Source organism: Planctomycetota bacterium (assembly GCA_016207825.1).
In the GTDB taxonomy this organism is placed as follows: Bacteria; Planctomycetota; MHYJ01; order JACQXL01; family JACQZI01; genus JACQZI01.
In genome coordinates this window covers 1-15,730 of sequence record JACQZI010000031.1, presented here as the reverse complement: position 1 = coordinate 15,730, position 15,730 = coordinate 1, and the positions used below count along the sequence as shown (strand labels likewise).

13 protein-coding genes are annotated in these 15,730 nt (G+C 47.5%); 11 read left to right on the top strand and 2 right to left on the bottom strand.

Annotated elements, in window-relative coordinates; all coding sequences use genetic code 11:
* Positions 1-32 precede the first annotated feature (32 nt).
* From HY811_10935 to HY811_10890, 10 genes are all read left to right on the top strand, one after another.
* Positions 33-665: a hypothetical protein gene (locus HY811_10935; protein ID MBI4835313.1), complete on the top strand. Its 633-nt coding sequence runs from the start codon at positions 33-35 to the stop codon at positions 663-665.
* A 245-nt stretch (positions 666-910) separates the two neighbouring features.
* The gene (locus HY811_10930; GenBank protein ID MBI4835312.1) at positions 911-1,801 is read left to right on the top strand and encodes a DUF2520 domain-containing protein; all 891 of its coding nucleotides are present in this window, start codon (positions 911-913) and stop codon (positions 1,799-1,801) included.
* Entirely contained in the window at positions 1,798-2,331 is a 534-nt protein-coding gene (locus tag HY811_10925; protein ID MBI4835311.1) for a shikimate kinase, read from the top strand. Before HY811_10930 ends, HY811_10925 begins: the two co-directional genes overlap by 4 nt.
* 6 nt (positions 2,332-2,337) lie before the next feature.
* A complete protein-coding gene (locus HY811_10920; GenBank protein MBI4835310.1) occupies positions 2,338-3,807 on the top strand; it encodes a DUF2851 family protein in 1,470 nt (489 codons plus the stop codon).
* Positions 3,808-3,874: 67 nt separating this feature from the next.
* Positions 3,875-5,245, top strand: a complete 1,371-nt coding sequence (gene murF / locus HY811_10915; protein MBI4835309.1) for a UDP-N-acetylmuramoyl-tripeptide--D-alanyl-D-alanine ligase — start codon at positions 3,875-3,877, stop codon at positions 5,243-5,245.
* Positions 5,246-5,249: 4 nt separating this feature from the next.
* Positions 5,250-6,335, top strand: coding sequence for a phospho-N-acetylmuramoyl-pentapeptide-transferase (gene mraY, locus HY811_10910; protein MBI4835308.1), 1,086 nt, complete (start codon positions 5,250-5,252; stop codon positions 6,333-6,335).
* A gap of 76 nt (positions 6,336-6,411) precedes the next feature.
* Positions 6,412-7,542, top strand: coding sequence for a putative lipid II flippase FtsW (gene ftsW / locus HY811_10905; protein MBI4835307.1), 1,131 nt, complete (start codon positions 6,412-6,414; stop codon positions 7,540-7,542).
* Positions 7,543-7,615: 73 nt separating this feature from the next.
* Positions 7,616-8,698 carry an undecaprenyldiphospho-muramoylpentapeptide beta-N-acetylglucosaminyltransferase gene (gene murG, locus HY811_10900; GenBank protein MBI4835306.1) on the top strand — a complete coding sequence of 361 codons (1,083 nt, stop codon included), beginning with the start codon at positions 7,616-7,618 and terminating at the stop codon, positions 8,696-8,698.
* Between the two features lie 312 nt (positions 8,699-9,010).
* Entirely contained in the window at positions 9,011-9,535 is a 525-nt protein-coding gene (locus HY811_10895; protein MBI4835305.1) for a metal-dependent hydrolase, read from the top strand.
* A gap of 16 nt (positions 9,536-9,551) precedes the next feature.
* Positions 9,552-10,010 (top strand): hypothetical protein, encoded by a 459-nt coding sequence (locus HY811_10890; GenBank protein ID MBI4835304.1) that lies wholly within the window; start codon positions 9,552-9,554, stop codon positions 10,008-10,010.
* Between the two features lie 70 nt (positions 10,011-10,080).
* Here the strand turns inward: HY811_10890 and HY811_10885 are convergent, their stop codons facing one another.
* Positions 10,081-10,590, bottom strand: a complete 510-nt coding sequence (locus HY811_10885; protein ID MBI4835303.1) for a helix-turn-helix domain-containing protein — start codon at positions 10,588-10,590, stop codon at positions 10,081-10,083.
* A gap of 835 nt (positions 10,591-11,425) precedes the next feature.
* Here HY811_10885 and HY811_10880 point away from each other — a divergent pair.
* Positions 11,426-12,040, top strand: a complete 615-nt coding sequence (locus HY811_10880) for an NYN domain-containing protein (protein ID MBI4835302.1) — start codon at positions 11,426-11,428, stop codon at positions 12,038-12,040.
* A 291-nt stretch (positions 12,041-12,331) separates the two neighbouring features.
* On the opposite strand, the gene mfd is transcribed toward HY811_10880, so the two are convergent.
* Complete coding sequence (mfd, locus tag HY811_10875; protein MBI4835301.1) at positions 12,332-15,508, bottom strand: transcription-repair coupling factor; 3,177 nt, start codon at positions 15,506-15,508, stop codon at positions 12,332-12,334.
* Positions 15,509-15,730 lie beyond the last annotated feature (222 nt).

The window sequence follows — 15,730 nt, the reverse complement described above, 5'->3', positions numbered from 1 at the left end:
CATTTTATAATCGAGTCAGTTATAATTTTGTCATGGAACAAAATAAGGAAAAACAAAATCGTCTTGGTGAGATGCTCCTCAAGGCCAAAATGATATCGCCGCAACAGTTGAAAAAAGCTTTGGAATACCAGCAGAATACGGGCGGGCGGCTGGGCGAAATAATCGAAAAACTGGGTTTTATTAAGGAAGAAACCCTTGTCGAATTTCTTGCCCAGCAGCAGGAGCTGAAAATAGTCGATCCTCAAAAAGTGGTTTGGCCGGAAGGATTAATCAAGAAAATACCGCAGTCGTTGATAGAAAAATACACTTTCCTTCCGATGACCAAGCACGAAGATATCCTGACGATTGCTATAAGCGACCCGACCGATTACGAAGCGATTGAGGAGATACAGCTTTTTACCAACATGAGAGTAGAGGTGGTCCTGGCTCACCGGAGCGCTTTAAAGAAAATAATCGCCGAAATGTTTGATAAGCCCAAGACCGGGCCGACAACCAAGGAAGAGCTTATCAAGGACCTGGAAAGCACCGGTCCGATTCCGGCGATAAAAGACGGTGAAGACCACCAGCTTCTCCTGGATGCGCTGGTGAAACTGCTGGTGGCCAAAAAAGTTATCAGCGCGGATGAACTGGCCAAGAAAATAGAGGAGTCTAAAACCAAGAAATAGGACGGGAATAATAAACCTCTGTCCTTCTCGTAATGGATTGTTTTTTAGAGAACCAACGAAAAACAACAGGGAACTAACCTCTGGAGGCGGATGATACAGTTCTTCCGGGCTCGTCCCGGGATGAAATAATCAGAAGCTTTCAGGGCGTTCCCCTCTAAAGAGAAGGTTCTTCTAGAGGCTTCCATACGGCCGTGACGGAGGTTTTTAATTTAATATTTACATAACACGTTTTTACATATACAACTATGTCCGGTAAAATTACCGTTTCAATCATCGGTGTGGGTAAATCCGGGCAGACTATCGGCAGGTTATTACAGAAATCAGGGCGTTACCGGGTTGTTGCCGTATTCAGTCGTAATAAAAACCAAACACAAAAAGCCGCCCGTTTTATCGGCGGAGAAGCTCATGCGTCAACCGATATTTTAAAAGCGGCTTCACAGGGCGATATAGTTTTTATCACTGTTCCAGACGATAATATCAAATCAGTTTTCCAATATCTTTCTTCCAAAAATGCTTTCAAGCGTAATGCCGTAATCATCCATTGCAGCGGTAATTTTTCCTCTGATATCCTGAAAAACGGTAAAACCGGGGTTAAAGCAGGGACGATTCATCCCCTGCAGACGATTGCCTCTCCGGCTGAAGCCGTCAGGTTCTTTAAGGGAACGTTTTGCTCTTATGAAGCCGATTCTCCCTCCGTGCGCAGCAGACTCGTCCATTTAATCAAGGCGATGGGCGGCGTTCCTGTCCGTATCGATAAAAAGCTAAAACCCCTTTATCACTCCGCAGGCGTAATCGCCTCTAATTACCTAGTAACATTGGTTTACCTGGCGCGGGAATTCCTCAAGAAAGCCGGATTCCCGAAAGATAAGGCATTGCCCGCTCTGATGCCTTTAGTCAACGGGGCGGTAAATAATATCAACAAAATCGGGTTGACCGATGCGTTGACCGGTCCGATTGCGCGGGGTGATGTCAATACCATAAAAGAGCATATCCGGGCGATAAAATTAACCTTGCCAGAGTATCTTCCTTTTTATATAATAGCCGGCAAAGAAACGATAAAACTCGGGCTGGCAAAAGGCACGTTGTCAAGACCCAGGGCAAAAGAATTGTCCGGTCTCTTTAAAGGAAATTTATGAATCTGGTCCTTATCGGTTTCCGGGCGACGGGCAAGACGACCGTGGGAAAGCTGCTCGCCAATAAACTGCTTCTCGAATTCATGGACGCGGACGAGCTGATTGAAAAGCGTTTCGGGTTTACCATAACCGAAATGTTCCAGCAGGGCCATGAAAGCCTTTTCCGGATGCTTGAATCCGACTTAATCAACGAGCTTTCCAAATATGATTCGCGCGTAATCGCCGTGGGCGGCGGGGCGATTATGAAATACAAAAACTACAAAAACCTCAAGCGCCGCGGCGTCATTTTCCTACTGGAAGCCGATGCGGATACGATATATGACCGGATTATGGCTGACGATAAAACCAGGACCCAGCGCCCCAGGCTGACCGATATGGAGCTGCGCCAGGAAATAAAGAAGCTTCTGGAATTCCGCTACCACTATTACCACCGCGCCTGCGATTGCGTCATCAACACTGCTAATAAAAGGCCGCGGATGGTGCTTGATGAAATACTTTATTATCTCAGGCAGGAAGGCCATATTCCGCCGTAAACTATTATGAATTCGGCAGGAAATTATTCTAAGGCAAAAAACTCTCCTCCAAAGCCGCTTTTAATACACGACGCGCCACAGGAACAAATCAACGAGCAGCATCTCCATCACCTTTGGGCGGAACAGTCCCTTAAAAGCCTTGCCATGAAAACGATTGACGGGAAAAATGTATCGGTTGGCTTTCCCGGATTCTGGAATAAATCGGACGGCCCGGATTTCAAGGAGGCGCTGATTCAGCTGGATAATAACATGATAAAAGGCGATATCGAAATCCATCTTTATTCCTCGGACTGGTTCCGCCATAAGCACGAGAAGGATTCCCGTTACAATAAAGTGATTCTCCATGTCGCCGGCTGGCTGGATTCCGATAAGAAATTTGTTGTCACCTCCGGCGGGAAAAAGGTTCCGCAGCTGATACTGGCGCCTTTGCTGGAAAAGGAATTTGAGGAAATCGACCATTTCTTGGAAATGAGCCACTACAGCGAAAAGAACGCCCGTTTCGGCGGAGTCGGCGCTTGCAGCCGCCTTTGCCTCAACCCGTCTTTTAAAGAGCCGTTCGAACGATTCCTGGAAAAAGCGGGTGAAGAGAGATTATACAATAAGGCAAACGCATTCCGCCTGAAACGTAAAGATGTTGGCTACGACGAAATATTATACGAAGGCATCATAGGCGCGCTCGGTTATCATAAAAATTACTTGCCTTTCATTAAGCTTGCCGAGTCCGTTCCTTTAAGCCTGCTCAGGAAAATATTATCCGGACTGGAGGCAAAAGAGGCGCCCCTTATATTACAGGCAATCTTTTTATATCAGGCCAATCTGGTTCCGCCCTCGAAAGCGGAGTATGATAAAGAAACCAACCAATATCTTTCCGAACTCCATAGGGCATATTGTCAGGTATCGCTTCCGGATAGACCGTTTGTCTTCTGGAATCTCAAAGGCACCAGGCCCGCGAATTACCCCGCGCGGAGGATTGCCGGAATGAGCCGTTTCCTCGCCGGCTGCCTCCAAGACGGTCTGCTTAACACGCTTCTTAGGTGTTATGAAAACCCTAATCCGCTTTCCCGGCTCAAGGAATATTTTAATACTAAGGATAACGATTACTGGCTGCGCCACGCGACTTTCGGCGGAAAGACCCTGAAAAAGCCCATGGCGCTGGTCGGCGCCGGCACGATTCAAACCATAGAGGTAAACGTGATTATCCCGATTCTCATCCTTTATGCGCGTGAAACGGAAAATAAGAAGCTGGCCGAATCATTAGTCCAAAGGCTCAAGACATATCCGCCTCTCCCTGAAAACTACATCACCAAATTCATGCAATACCGCCTGTTTGCGGACAAGGCGAAATCAAGCCGTGAATTCAGCCGGACCGCCTTCCAGCAGCAGGCATTAATCCAGATTTACCGCGATTTCTGCGCCCGCGGATTCGAGGGTTGCCAATCGTGCGGGCTGGTCAAATGGCTGTCTTCCGGGAGATGATTCCTCCCTTGAAATGCGTCCCCTAACTTTCTTCAGTTTTGACCATATTTAACCGATAAAAAAATCTATGCGCGCATTACGCCTGGCCGATATTATTTCGTGCACACGGGGCAATCTGCTTAACCGGAATATCAAAGTAAATGGTCTGCTTGTCAGGCGTATTTCCACGGATACCCGCTCCCTTAAAAAGGGCGATTTATTCGTCGCACTGAAAGGCGCCAATTTCGACGGCCATAAATTCATCCCTCAGGCGGAAAAAGGAAAAGCTTCTTCCATTATCGTATCAGTAAAACCGGCTCGCCTCCCGGCAAAGGTGCCGGTTATCAAGGTTTCCGATACCACCCGCGCGCTGGGAGATATCGCCCGCTTTTACCGCAGGCTGGTCGGCGCCAGAATAATCGCCATTACCGGCAGTAACGGCAAGACCACGACCAAGGAAATGATTTACCACATCCTTTCCACGTGTGGGTGTGAAACCGTCCGCTCCCCCAAGAGTTTTAATAATGCCGTCGGCGTTCCGGTAACCATGTTCTCGATAGACGCTTTCCATAAATACGCCATATTTGAAGTAGGCACCAACCATCCGGGCGAGATTGCCTATCTTGCCGGGATAATCCGGCCGGATATCGCCGTTATCACGAATATCGGGGCAAGCCATCTGGACGGCCTCGGCAGCCTGAAAGCAGTCGCGCGCGAAAAGGCATCGCTCCTAAAATCGCTCGGCAAAAACGGCATCGCAATCATCCTGCCCAATAACAAACTGCTCGCGCCGTATCTTAAAAAGGCGCTATATAAAACTGTAACTATCCCTTCCGCTCGGGCTGTGGCTTCGTCAGGCGGTTTCCGTTTTACCTTCGGTAAGTACCACGGGTATCTGCCGGTTATGGGCGCGTGCAATATCTCAAACGCCATGGCCGCCCTGGCAACCGTCCGCGCGCTCGGCATCGATATTAAAAGGGCTGTAAACGCCCTGAAGAGTTTTCACCTACCGGCAATGCGCATGGAAAAGGAATCCGCCGGCGGCGTGACATTCATAAACGACGCCTATAATTCCAATCCGCAGTCGGCCGCGGCCGCCATCCACGAAATGAAATCAATTGATGCCAAAGGGCGCAAGATTCTGGTCTTCGGCTCGATGAATGAACTGGGCGCTTATTCCAAAAAATACCACGCCCAAATCGCGGATGAAATAATTTCCGCTAAGCCTGATGCCGTCCTTGCCGTCGGAGAAGAAACACGGATAACCGCCCAGCGGATTTATGAGAAATTCCCCAGGACGGGTAAGATTGTTTTATCCTATTTCTCCTCGGCCGCCCAGGCAGGCGATTACCTCGGGAGCTACCTAAAAAAAGGCGACCTGGTCTTATTAAAAGGCTCGCGCGCTGTCGGATTAGAAGAAACGCTAAAAAGGGCCAAACATGCCCTAAAGAGGAAGTAATTTTATGTTATATCGTTTGATTTCCCCCATTTTCGAGCAGTTCAAATACATCACTTTCCGTTCGGCATTCGCCGCCATGTTCGCCTTTGTCCTGTGCCTGATAGTCGCGCCCATGATTATCCGGGTGCTTAAAGCAAAGAAAATCGCCGAACGCACGGAGAAAAAGGATTCCGAACTTCTGGTAAAACTGCACGAAGGCAAATCCTCCACCCCGACCATGGGCGGAATCATCATACTCCTGGGGCTAATCGGGGCGACGCTCCTCTTCGGCCGCCTCAATAATATCTTCGTCGTCTACGCGATACTCTTGACGACCGGCCTCGGGTTAATCGGCTTCATCGATGATTACGTCAAGCTGACCGCCGCCAAGCAGCACGGCATCACCAAATCCACCAAGTTTTTCAGCCAGATGCTCTTGGGCCTGGCCGTCGGTTTCGGCCTATGGTATTATTTCCGGACGCATCTCCCGGACGCGACCAAACTTTATATTCCATTATTCAAGACCACCATCGAATTAGGCTGGTTCTATCCGATATTCGTGGCGCTGGTCATCACGGCGAGTTCCAACGCGGTCAATCTTACGGATGGATTAGACGGCCTGGCTATAGGATGCCTGAGCATGGCGGTTCTGGGTTACACCATCATGGTCTACGTCGTCGGCCGTGTTGACTATTCGGGATATTTGGGAATTCCCTATGTCCCGGGCGTGGGGGAAGTGACCGTTTTCAGTGCCGCCCTAGTCGGCGCGGCAATGGGTTTCCTCTGGTTCAATTCCCATCCGGCCGAGGTCTTTATGGGCGATACCGGCGCGGTCGCGCTTGGGGGCGCCTTAGGATTTATCGCCGTCTGCGCCAAGCAGGAATTATTGCTATTCCTGGTCGGCGCGATATTCGTCATAGAAACGCTCTCTGTCATCATCCAGGTCATCTCCTTCCGCGGATGGGGCAAACGCGTCTTTAAGATAGCTCCTTTACACCATCACTTCCAGTTTGCCGGATGGGCGGAGCCGAAAATAACCGTCCGCTTCTGGATTGTCGCGGCGATTCTGGCGCTTTTGAGTATTGCCCTGTTGAAGATAGAGGTCTTTTAACGATAATATAAATAGTGTTGTTTGTACACGCCTGCCTGCGGCGGGCAGGGATTAAGCTGAATACTATATAAAATCTATGCTGAAAAACCGGCGGGTGCTCCTGTGCGCGGTGCTTGCGCTTATCTGTATCGGCGTGGTCATGGTCTATTCCAGCAGTTTCTTCCTTGCCGAGCGCACCTCGTCATTCTCCAACGGATATTTCTTCTTCAATAAACACCTGACCTGGGTGCTCATTTCCATCGTGGCGATGCTCTTAATCAAGGAAATCCCGTACCAATTCTATTCCAAAATCAGCTTTATCATGCTCCTCGTAACGGCCGGGCTCTTGGTGGCGGTATTTGTCCCGGGCGTCGGCAGATATTATTACGGGGCGCACCGCTGGATAAAAATAGGTCCGGTCGGATTCCAGCCCTCGGAGTTCGTCAAGTTCGGGCTTATCATATTCATCGCCGCGTTTATCAGCAAGGACCCGGAGCGGCTGCGCGACTTTAAAAAGGGCCTGCTTCCGCTCCTTATCATCATCGGAGTGGTCTTGGGATTAATCATGGTCGAGCCTGATATCGGGACGACCGCGTTTCTGGTCATAATCGCCAGCATCCTCATATTCGTCGGCGGGGCGAAGCTTATGCACACCGTTCCGATAGTCGCTTCCGTCGTCGTCTTAGGGGCAATCGCGGCGTTCGTCTTTTTCCCGCATGTCGTGGACCGCTGCACGACCTTCCTTGACCCGACGGCAGACCCGGGCGGCAAGGGCTACCAGATAAACCAGGCGCTTATCGGGCTGGGCGCGGGCGGCTTTAACGGGGCCGGCATCGGCCTTTCCAAGCAGAAACTCTTTTACCTCCCTCAGCAGCATACGGATTTCATAATGGCAATCATCGGGGAGGAATTCGGGTTTATCGGCATTATGTTTATCATGTTCCTGTTCTTCCTCATCTTCTGGAAAGGATGGCAGGTCTTTAGGAAATCTACGGATAACTTTGCCGCGCTATTGAGTTTGGGAATCACCTTGATTATCACCCTGCAGGCATTGCTTAATCTTGCCGTGGTCACCGCCTCCATGCCGACCAAGGGGATGGGCATGCCCTTTATCAGTTACGGCGGCTCGGCAATCCTTGCCACCATGTGCGGAGTGGGCATACTCCTTAATATAGCCAAGCAGACGGAGAAGAAACCGGCGCCTGCGGAAAAAGTAGTCAGTGGTTAGTGGTCAGTAATCAGATTTATAATATTCTAACAACTATCAACTAACAACTAACCACTAACAACTAACTTCTTTTATGAAAATAGTTATTGCCGGCGGCGGAACAGGCGGACACCTCTTTCCCGGTATCGCCTTAGCCCAATCCCTTTCCCGTAAGGACAAACAACTGACAACTAAAAACGAAACGCTGTTTCTCTGCACCGACCGCCCCTTTGACGCCAAACAGCTCGCGCGATATCAATTTGATTATAAAATAGTCTCTTCTCCTCGCCTGAGCGCCTCCCCGTTATTTATCTTTAAGCTGATTAAATCCGTAAACACCGCATACCGGATTATGAGCAGATTTAATCCGGATTGCGTCATCGGACTGGGCGGATATGGCTCTTTTTCCACGCTCCTGGTCGCCAAGATGCGCGGGATTCCGATTATCCTTCTTGAGCAGAACGTCCTGCCGGGTAAGGTTACGAGGCGCTTTTCCGCCTGGGCGAGATATGTCGCCTGCCAGTGGAAAGGTTCGGCAAGGCATCTGGCAAATCCCTTACGGGCGCGGCTTACCGGAAGCCCGGTCCGGGATGAGATAAAGAGGATAGCTCGGCGCGACGCCGCTTCGAAACTCGGGATTAACCCTTCCCGTAAAACCCTTGCCATAATCGGCGGGAGTCAGGGGGCAGAGGCTATCAACAGGTTCATCCTTGATAATATCGACCTCGTGAAATCATATAAAGACAGAATCGCCCTTATACATCTATGCGGAGAAAAGGATTATCCCGCGCTTAAAGAGGCGTATAGTAAATGTGATGGTTTATCCTATCATCTTTCCCCGTTTACCGAGGATATGAGCACGGTTTACAGCGCGGCTGATTTGGTGCTGGCGCGCTCGGGTGGTATTACCATTGCTGAGCTGACCGCGCTTGGACTTCCGGCGGTTTTGGTTCCCTTCCCCTACGCCGCGGAGAATCATCAGTATTACAACGCGTTAGGCATGACGAACCAAAATGCTAGTATTCTTATCGAGCAAAAAGACCTCTCACCCGACAAGCTGAAACACATCATTGAGAAAGTATTACTTGACGAACCAACATTAAGCAAAATGGCGGAGGCGAGCAAAACCTTAGGAAATCCTGATTCATCCCAAAAGATTATCGCACTGATGAAATGAAAAAGGCATTAATCACAATCGTTTTAATCGGATTCGTTATTACAGGATTAACCCTGTTTTATCATGAGGAAGATATATGTACCTCATCAGTAAGAGGATATCCGCTCAGTGTTATTATTTATCCGTGTTTGTGCTACGGATACGGCGATGTTGATTGGGCAATTAATTTCCCGGGATTAATATTAGACGTTTTAATATATTCCTTAGCGGTTTTAATTGTTTATTTAATAGTGAAGAAGCTGCTTAATAAAAAAGCTCCTGATACTAACTCAGCGTCCTTTGCGTCTCCGCGGTGAAAATAATAAGAAAAATATGACACTCGTCGGACATGGTTTGATGGGGGCGTCGGTCGGCATCCTGATAGTTCCTTCTCAAATATCAGGGAAGAAACTGATTCCGGTTATTATCATAGCGGCTATCTTGGGAAACCTGCCCGATTCCAATTTCCCTTATTGGGGGCACGAGCTTTATTACTTTTCCCACTCATTACTCGTTTTATCAATCGTTACCGCCTTGCTTATTCCGGTTGAAAGGCTGGCATCCTTTTTCAGGGAGTTCTCTTTGGGCAGGCTCTTCCTCTTTAACTGGCTGTGTATTTTATCCCACTTGGGGATTGATACATTATATAATCAGGGCAATGGCTTAAATCCATTCTGGCCCTTTTCATCGCTAAGGATACACTTTCCCATTCCGCTATTCCATTGGGCGTCAACTAACGACTGGTCCACCTGGAATAATATGCAGGAATATTTGATTGAAGGTGGTGTTTTTGGCTTAATATTGCTTATCAGTATCTTAATCAAGCGATTATATGTCTTAAAGCTAAGCAGACCATGAAAACAGGAGGAAAAAGATGAAGAAATGTTTATTAATCGTATTGATGCTAATTGGAGCGATATTAGCTGGGTCTTGTCAGACTAATGATTCTATAAAAGCATCATCAATAGCAGATTATTTGGAATCTAATGACATATCTCGGAATAAGATAACAAAAATAGTATTACAAGGAAGCGAAAGCAGTGTCGGTTCGAATGTTGCCGTTACAATTACTGATGAATTAGCGCTTAATAATCTCTGGGGGACTCTTAAGCAATCGTATCCTTCAAAAGGTTGGTGTATGTGCTTGTTGGGTACGGTATATTTCTTTACGGGTAATTCAAACAATGAGGCTGATGCAAAACTGATAGTACATGGAGATAAGGGCGCTGAATTATTATATGGTAAGCTTTCCAAGAGATATGAATGTAATGAACTAAGGGATTTAATGTCCGGTTTGCTTAATAAGGCGTACAAAGATAAAAATCCAGAATAAATAATCCGCTAAATCTGTTCAATCCGCGGTTTTCTGTGCTTTTCTGTGTGCTTCAGTGTTCTTCTGTGGCTTACTTCTTTTCCAGCGGCGGTTTTGTATCAATTTCAGCTCTTTTGCGCGGGGTGGGAAGCCACGGTTTTAACTGGCGGTAGGTCATCTTCCTTACCGCTTCCGGAGAAATCTTGATACCCCATTTATTTTTTACCCATTCGGACATCTCGCGGAAAGTCCACCGATCGCGGAATTTTTTAAGAGTCTTGCGGTTTTTCACCGCGGCCCAGTTGCTTGTTTTCAGCAGTTCTTCCACCTGCACGTCGGTTAATTTGATATGATAAATCGCCCGGTATAATCCGTATATGCCTTTGTCCTGATAGTTTTTCATCCAGCGGTAAATCGAGCGTTTATTCGATTTTGTTATTTCGGCGATTTGCGGGACGGAAAATCCGTCGCTTGCCTTAATAACCGCTTCTGCCCGCCGCCGTTCTTTCCATTTTCCCTGTATGCTGAGGTTAATCATATAATCCTTTAACCTGGTATATTCCGAAGGAGGAAGGACTATTATTACTCGTTTAGGGCTCATATAATTCGTTTAAAGGGCGTTTTAACAACCGTTTCTGTCTTCATAGACAACTATTTATGTAACCTAAAGCAACAGTTCCTGTATAAATAGTCTACGCCTTTAGCACTAAAACCCTTTTTTAGGGGTAAAACCTATTATCTCAAACCTAATTATAATAGGATTCATATATCAAAAGTCAATATATTACGAATTTCCCCTTAAAAATGATACCGGGGGGGAGGGGGTACGGTACCGGGCATGTGGAGGAGCGGCTATAGAGATGCTCCGGTGAGTATCAGGCCGTGCTCCTTTAATATTCCGTATATGAGGCGGTAATAGTCCGGCACTATTCCCTTAAGATTGTGCAGCTATTCCGGATGGAGTGGGAATACATTCCGGTAAGTACATAGAGGCATTCAGGTAAGGACAGGAACGCATTCCGGCAGATATATGGGCGTATTCCGGAAGGGCTATAGAGCGTATCCGGAAGATACCAAGAGCGACTCAGGGGCGGCTGTGGAGCAACTGCGGTGGGATACATGAGGAAAACATTGATTTTTCAACCGCCGGACAATTTTTCCAATTGTTTTTTACGGAAGTATATTTTTTGCCAATTCCAAAAGCTTGTCTGGCGCGGTAAAAATTTCCGTTGACAATCTGCCGTTTAAAAGTTATAGTATTAGTGTAGAAAGCAGGGGAAATATCCGATAAAATAACAAGAGTAAAAAACGCTAAAAGCTTGACTTAGGAAACCCCTTGTATTAATATATGGCTAACGATCATCCCAATAAGATGTAATATCTTGTTGGCCCCGAACTCCTTGTGGGTTCGGGTTTTTTTTTGATTAGATATCAAAATGAATAGAGTCACCGTTTTTATTGATGGATTTAATCTTTACCATTCTTTAAACGCTCGCCCATTTTTTTATAAATATAAATGGTTAAATCTTGCAAAATTAGCCGCTTGTTTCATAAATCCCAAAAACACCGAAATCATTGAGATCTATTATTTCACCGCTTATTCAACTTGGAATAAAGATAAGTTAAACAGGCATCAAACTTATGTAAAAGCATTGCAATTTGTTAATGTAAAACCGATTTTAGGCGTATTTCGATATATAGATTTAACCTGTCCGGTTTGCCATAAATCTTATAATACTTTTAGAGAAAAGAGAACGGATGTAAATATTGCGATAAATCTTTTCCAAACAGCAATAGATGATACATGGGATACGGCACTAATAATTTCCGGTGATAGTGATTTAATTCCCGCAATAGCGAGTATTAAGAAAAAATTCCCGGCAAAAAGAATCGGAGTTGTTATACCAATCGGCAGAAGAGCCGAGGAATTAAAACAGGTGGCTGATTTTCACATGAAGATAAAAACAAAGCATTTAGCAACCTGTCAGTTTGATGACGTTATAAAAGTCGATAATTCTCTTACATTGAATCGCCCCTCTTCATGGAAATAAACCGCTTTTTAAACCGGTTAAATATCGAGACGCATTTTTGATACCATGTGATTTGACCGTCTGCCGGTCATTTTGCAAAATATTAGCATAAAATTAAATTGTTCCCCGAATTAGGTGGTTTATAACTGGGAGGTGTCATTCTTAAATAGTAACCCGGACAATTTGTCAATAGAAATTACAATTTGTCCGATTGTTTTTTCATGCGCATCAAATATAAATGATACCGGACTATACATTATATTAAATATAAAGCAACATGTTATATGCATCATATAATAGCGTTATCACTGTTTACGAGAGCACCTTCTTAACAAATTCAAGAAGCTTATCGGGCTCGTCCGCAATCTTTGGCGGCAGGTTTATATGCATCGTGTCATTGTCAACAATCCTCACGACTTCACGGTTTTTGTTCTTTAGCTTCTTCGCCTTGGCGCTGTCCATATAATGTAAGATAAGCTGGCTCTTGGGTTCTTCGATCTGGACAATGGATACTATAGAATGTCTTTGAGCCAGTATTTTTATATGAGCCAGTTCCAGCAGGTTTTCGATTTCCGGCGGTATGCTCGTTCCAAAGCGGTCTTTAAGTTCATTGCGTATTTCGTTCGCTGCCCCGACACCGGAGATACGGCTGATTTTGCGGTAGAGCTTCATCCTCTGCTTTTCCGAGGTGACATAATCAACCGGTAAATAAGCATTCAACCTTAACTCTATGCTCGTTTCCGCGGGGGAGGAGGATTTCACTTCCTGCCCGGTTTTCGCGCCCTTGAGCATTTTTACGGATTGCTCGAGCAGTTTGCAATAGAGGTCGTAGCCGACCGAGGCGATATGCCCGTGCTGTTCGCGCCCCAGGATATTCCCCACGCCCCGTATTTCCATATCGCGCAGTGCAATCTTAAACCCGGCGCCGAGTTCGTTAAACTCCGTGATTGCCTTCAGGCGTTTGGTGGCGTCACCGGTTGATACTTTGGGAGAGGCAATCAAATAAGCATACGCCTGGTGCTTGTATCTTCCGACACGCCCCCTTAATTGGTGTAAATCCGCCAGGCCGAAATTATCCGCATTGTGGATAAAGATGGTATTGACCCGCGGGATATCCAGCCCCGACTCAATGATGTTGGTGGAAACGAGGATATCGGTTTCGCCCTCGATAAACTTCTTCATGGTTTCTTCCAGTTCCGCCTCCGGCAATTGCCCGTGGCCAACAGCCACGCGCGCGCCCGGCACGATTGCCTTTATCCGGTCGGCAATCTTTTCGATATCATAGATGCGGTTATGGACGAAATAGATTTGGCCTTCGCGCTTCAACTCGCGTGTGATTGCCATACGGACAATGGATTCATCAAAGGGGATAATCTGGGTAACGACCGCGCGGCGGTCAAGGGGCGGAGTGGCAAGAGTGGAAATATCGCGGATGCCCAAGAGGGACATATGGAGCGTCCGGGGAATCGGCGTGGCGGTCAGGGTCAGGGCATCGACCAGCGCCTTGAGTTTCCTCAGGCGTTCCTTGTGTTCCACCCCGAAGCGCTGTTCCTCGTCTATTACAATCAGCCCGAGGTTCTTAAATTCGATATCCGGCTGGACCAGCCGGTGAGTGCCGATGATGATATCAACCGTGCCTTCCCGGACATCCGCGATAATTTTCTGCTGTTCGGATTTGCTCCGGAAGCGGGAAATCATTTCTACCCGGACCGGATAATCCGCCATACGCTCGCGGAAGGTCTGGTAATGCTGCTGGGCGAGAATGGTGGTCGGGACGAGCACGGCCACCTGGTAACCGGCCGCGGCGGCTTTGAAGGCGGCGCGTATGGCAAGTTCGGTCTTGCCGTAGCCGACATCCCCGCAGATAAGCCGGTCCATGGGCTGTGATGATTTCATATCCTCTTTGATTATTTCGTTGGTCTGGAGCTGGTCGGGTGTTTCTTCGTAAGGGAAGGCCGCCTCGAATTCATTCTGCCATTCGGTATCCGGCGGAAAGGCGATGCCTTTCTGTGTTTCGCGCAGCGCCTGTATTTCCAACAACTCGCGGGCGAAATGGGAAATCGCGGTCTTGACCCGTTCCTTGCGGATATCCCACTGGTCCGTGCCCAGGCGCGAAAGCTGCGGCGGACGGTCGGTTCCGGCAATATATTTTTCCACCATGTCCGCCTGATGGACCGGGACATAGATTTTGGCGCGGTCCTGGTATTCTATCACCAGGTATTCGTGGAGATACCCGTTTTTATCGAGCTGTTCGATTCCTTTAAAGCGTCCGATGCCGTATTTCAGGTGGACGACAAAATCTCCTTTTTCCAAATCCAGAAAGGGTTCAAGCAGATCTGCTTTTGCCTTATCGGCTTCCTTTGATGAACGGAAGCGGCGCGGTTTATGGTAGCGGTTAAAGAGCTCGTTGTAGCTGATAAAGGCGCGGGATATTTCCGGGAAGATAAATCCGGCGTTGAGCCGTCCGGTTTTAATCTCGATATCTTTTTCCCCGCGCGGCAGGAGCTCGTGCAGGCGGCTGACTTCGGCCTTGTTCTGGCAGAAGATGGTGAGCGCTAAACCTTTTTGGATGAGCGTTTCCAGTTCGCCGGCAATGCCGGTCAAGCCGCCGTTAAAGCGCTGGAGAGAGGTTATCTGGAAGTTTGCCCCTTCAACAGTTGGTAAGGTTTGAAAGCTTATATGTTGATATGATTGTATCTTTTTTACTATTTCTTCTCCCTGCGGCGCAAGATGCTCATAAACCAGAGACGGCTCCTTGACGGCGATTAAAGTGTTCTTGGGCAGATAATCAACGAGATAACTTTCTGCCTGTTCCAGCTTATTGAGGCACAGCTTTATTTCATCCATCGCCTCGCGCGAGCTTTGGTCATCCGGGCTGAAGGCGCGCAGGGATTCTATTTTGTCACCGGAGAGTTCGATGCGGACCGGAGTAGAGCTGTCCGGAGAGAATATATCGATAATGCCGCCGCGGACGGAGAACTCGCCCGGCGCGGTTACTTCGGATTGCCGCGTAAAGCCTTCGTCAATCAGGCGGGCGGAGATTTTATCCGCATTGAAACTCTCGCCGGTTTTCAGGGTGATAAAATCCCGCAGCAACGTTTTGGGGGAGGGAATCATTTGCGCCAATGCCTGGACGGAAGCGATAATAATCGTTTCGGGAAGAGTTCCGGAGATTAATTTTGAGGCAACCTGCAATCTACGGCTGAATACTTCCGGCTCGGTTGAGATATCGCCCGTCTCGCTGAAAGGGAATAGTTCTAAGGCATATTTTCCTTTCCCCATGAACGAGGCGAAATCATCTCCGGCAAGCTCTGCTTCTTCTATAGTCGGCAAGACGACCAGAAGCGTTTTGGGTTTTTTCCCTTCGGGCAGGCGGCTTAAGGCTTCTGATAATATGTATGCGTAAGAGGAGCCCCACAGCCCGCCCAGTTGGCAGGAAGCGCCTTTTGAAAGGGTTTCCGTTATCTCGTTTAACCAGGCCGATTTCATATTATTTTTATGGTATAGGACTATAGTCCTAACCACTGAAAATCACATTTAAGTCACCCCACTCCGTTTTACTTCGGGGGCACCCTGCTCTGTTGAATAATTTTTATAAGTTTCTTCTTTCGGTTTATTAGCTGTTTTACCTCTACGCTATGGCTTTTTCTTTCCGATAACCTCTGCTAACAAACTTAAACAGATTCATTATGTTACCCTTAAACCTTAACT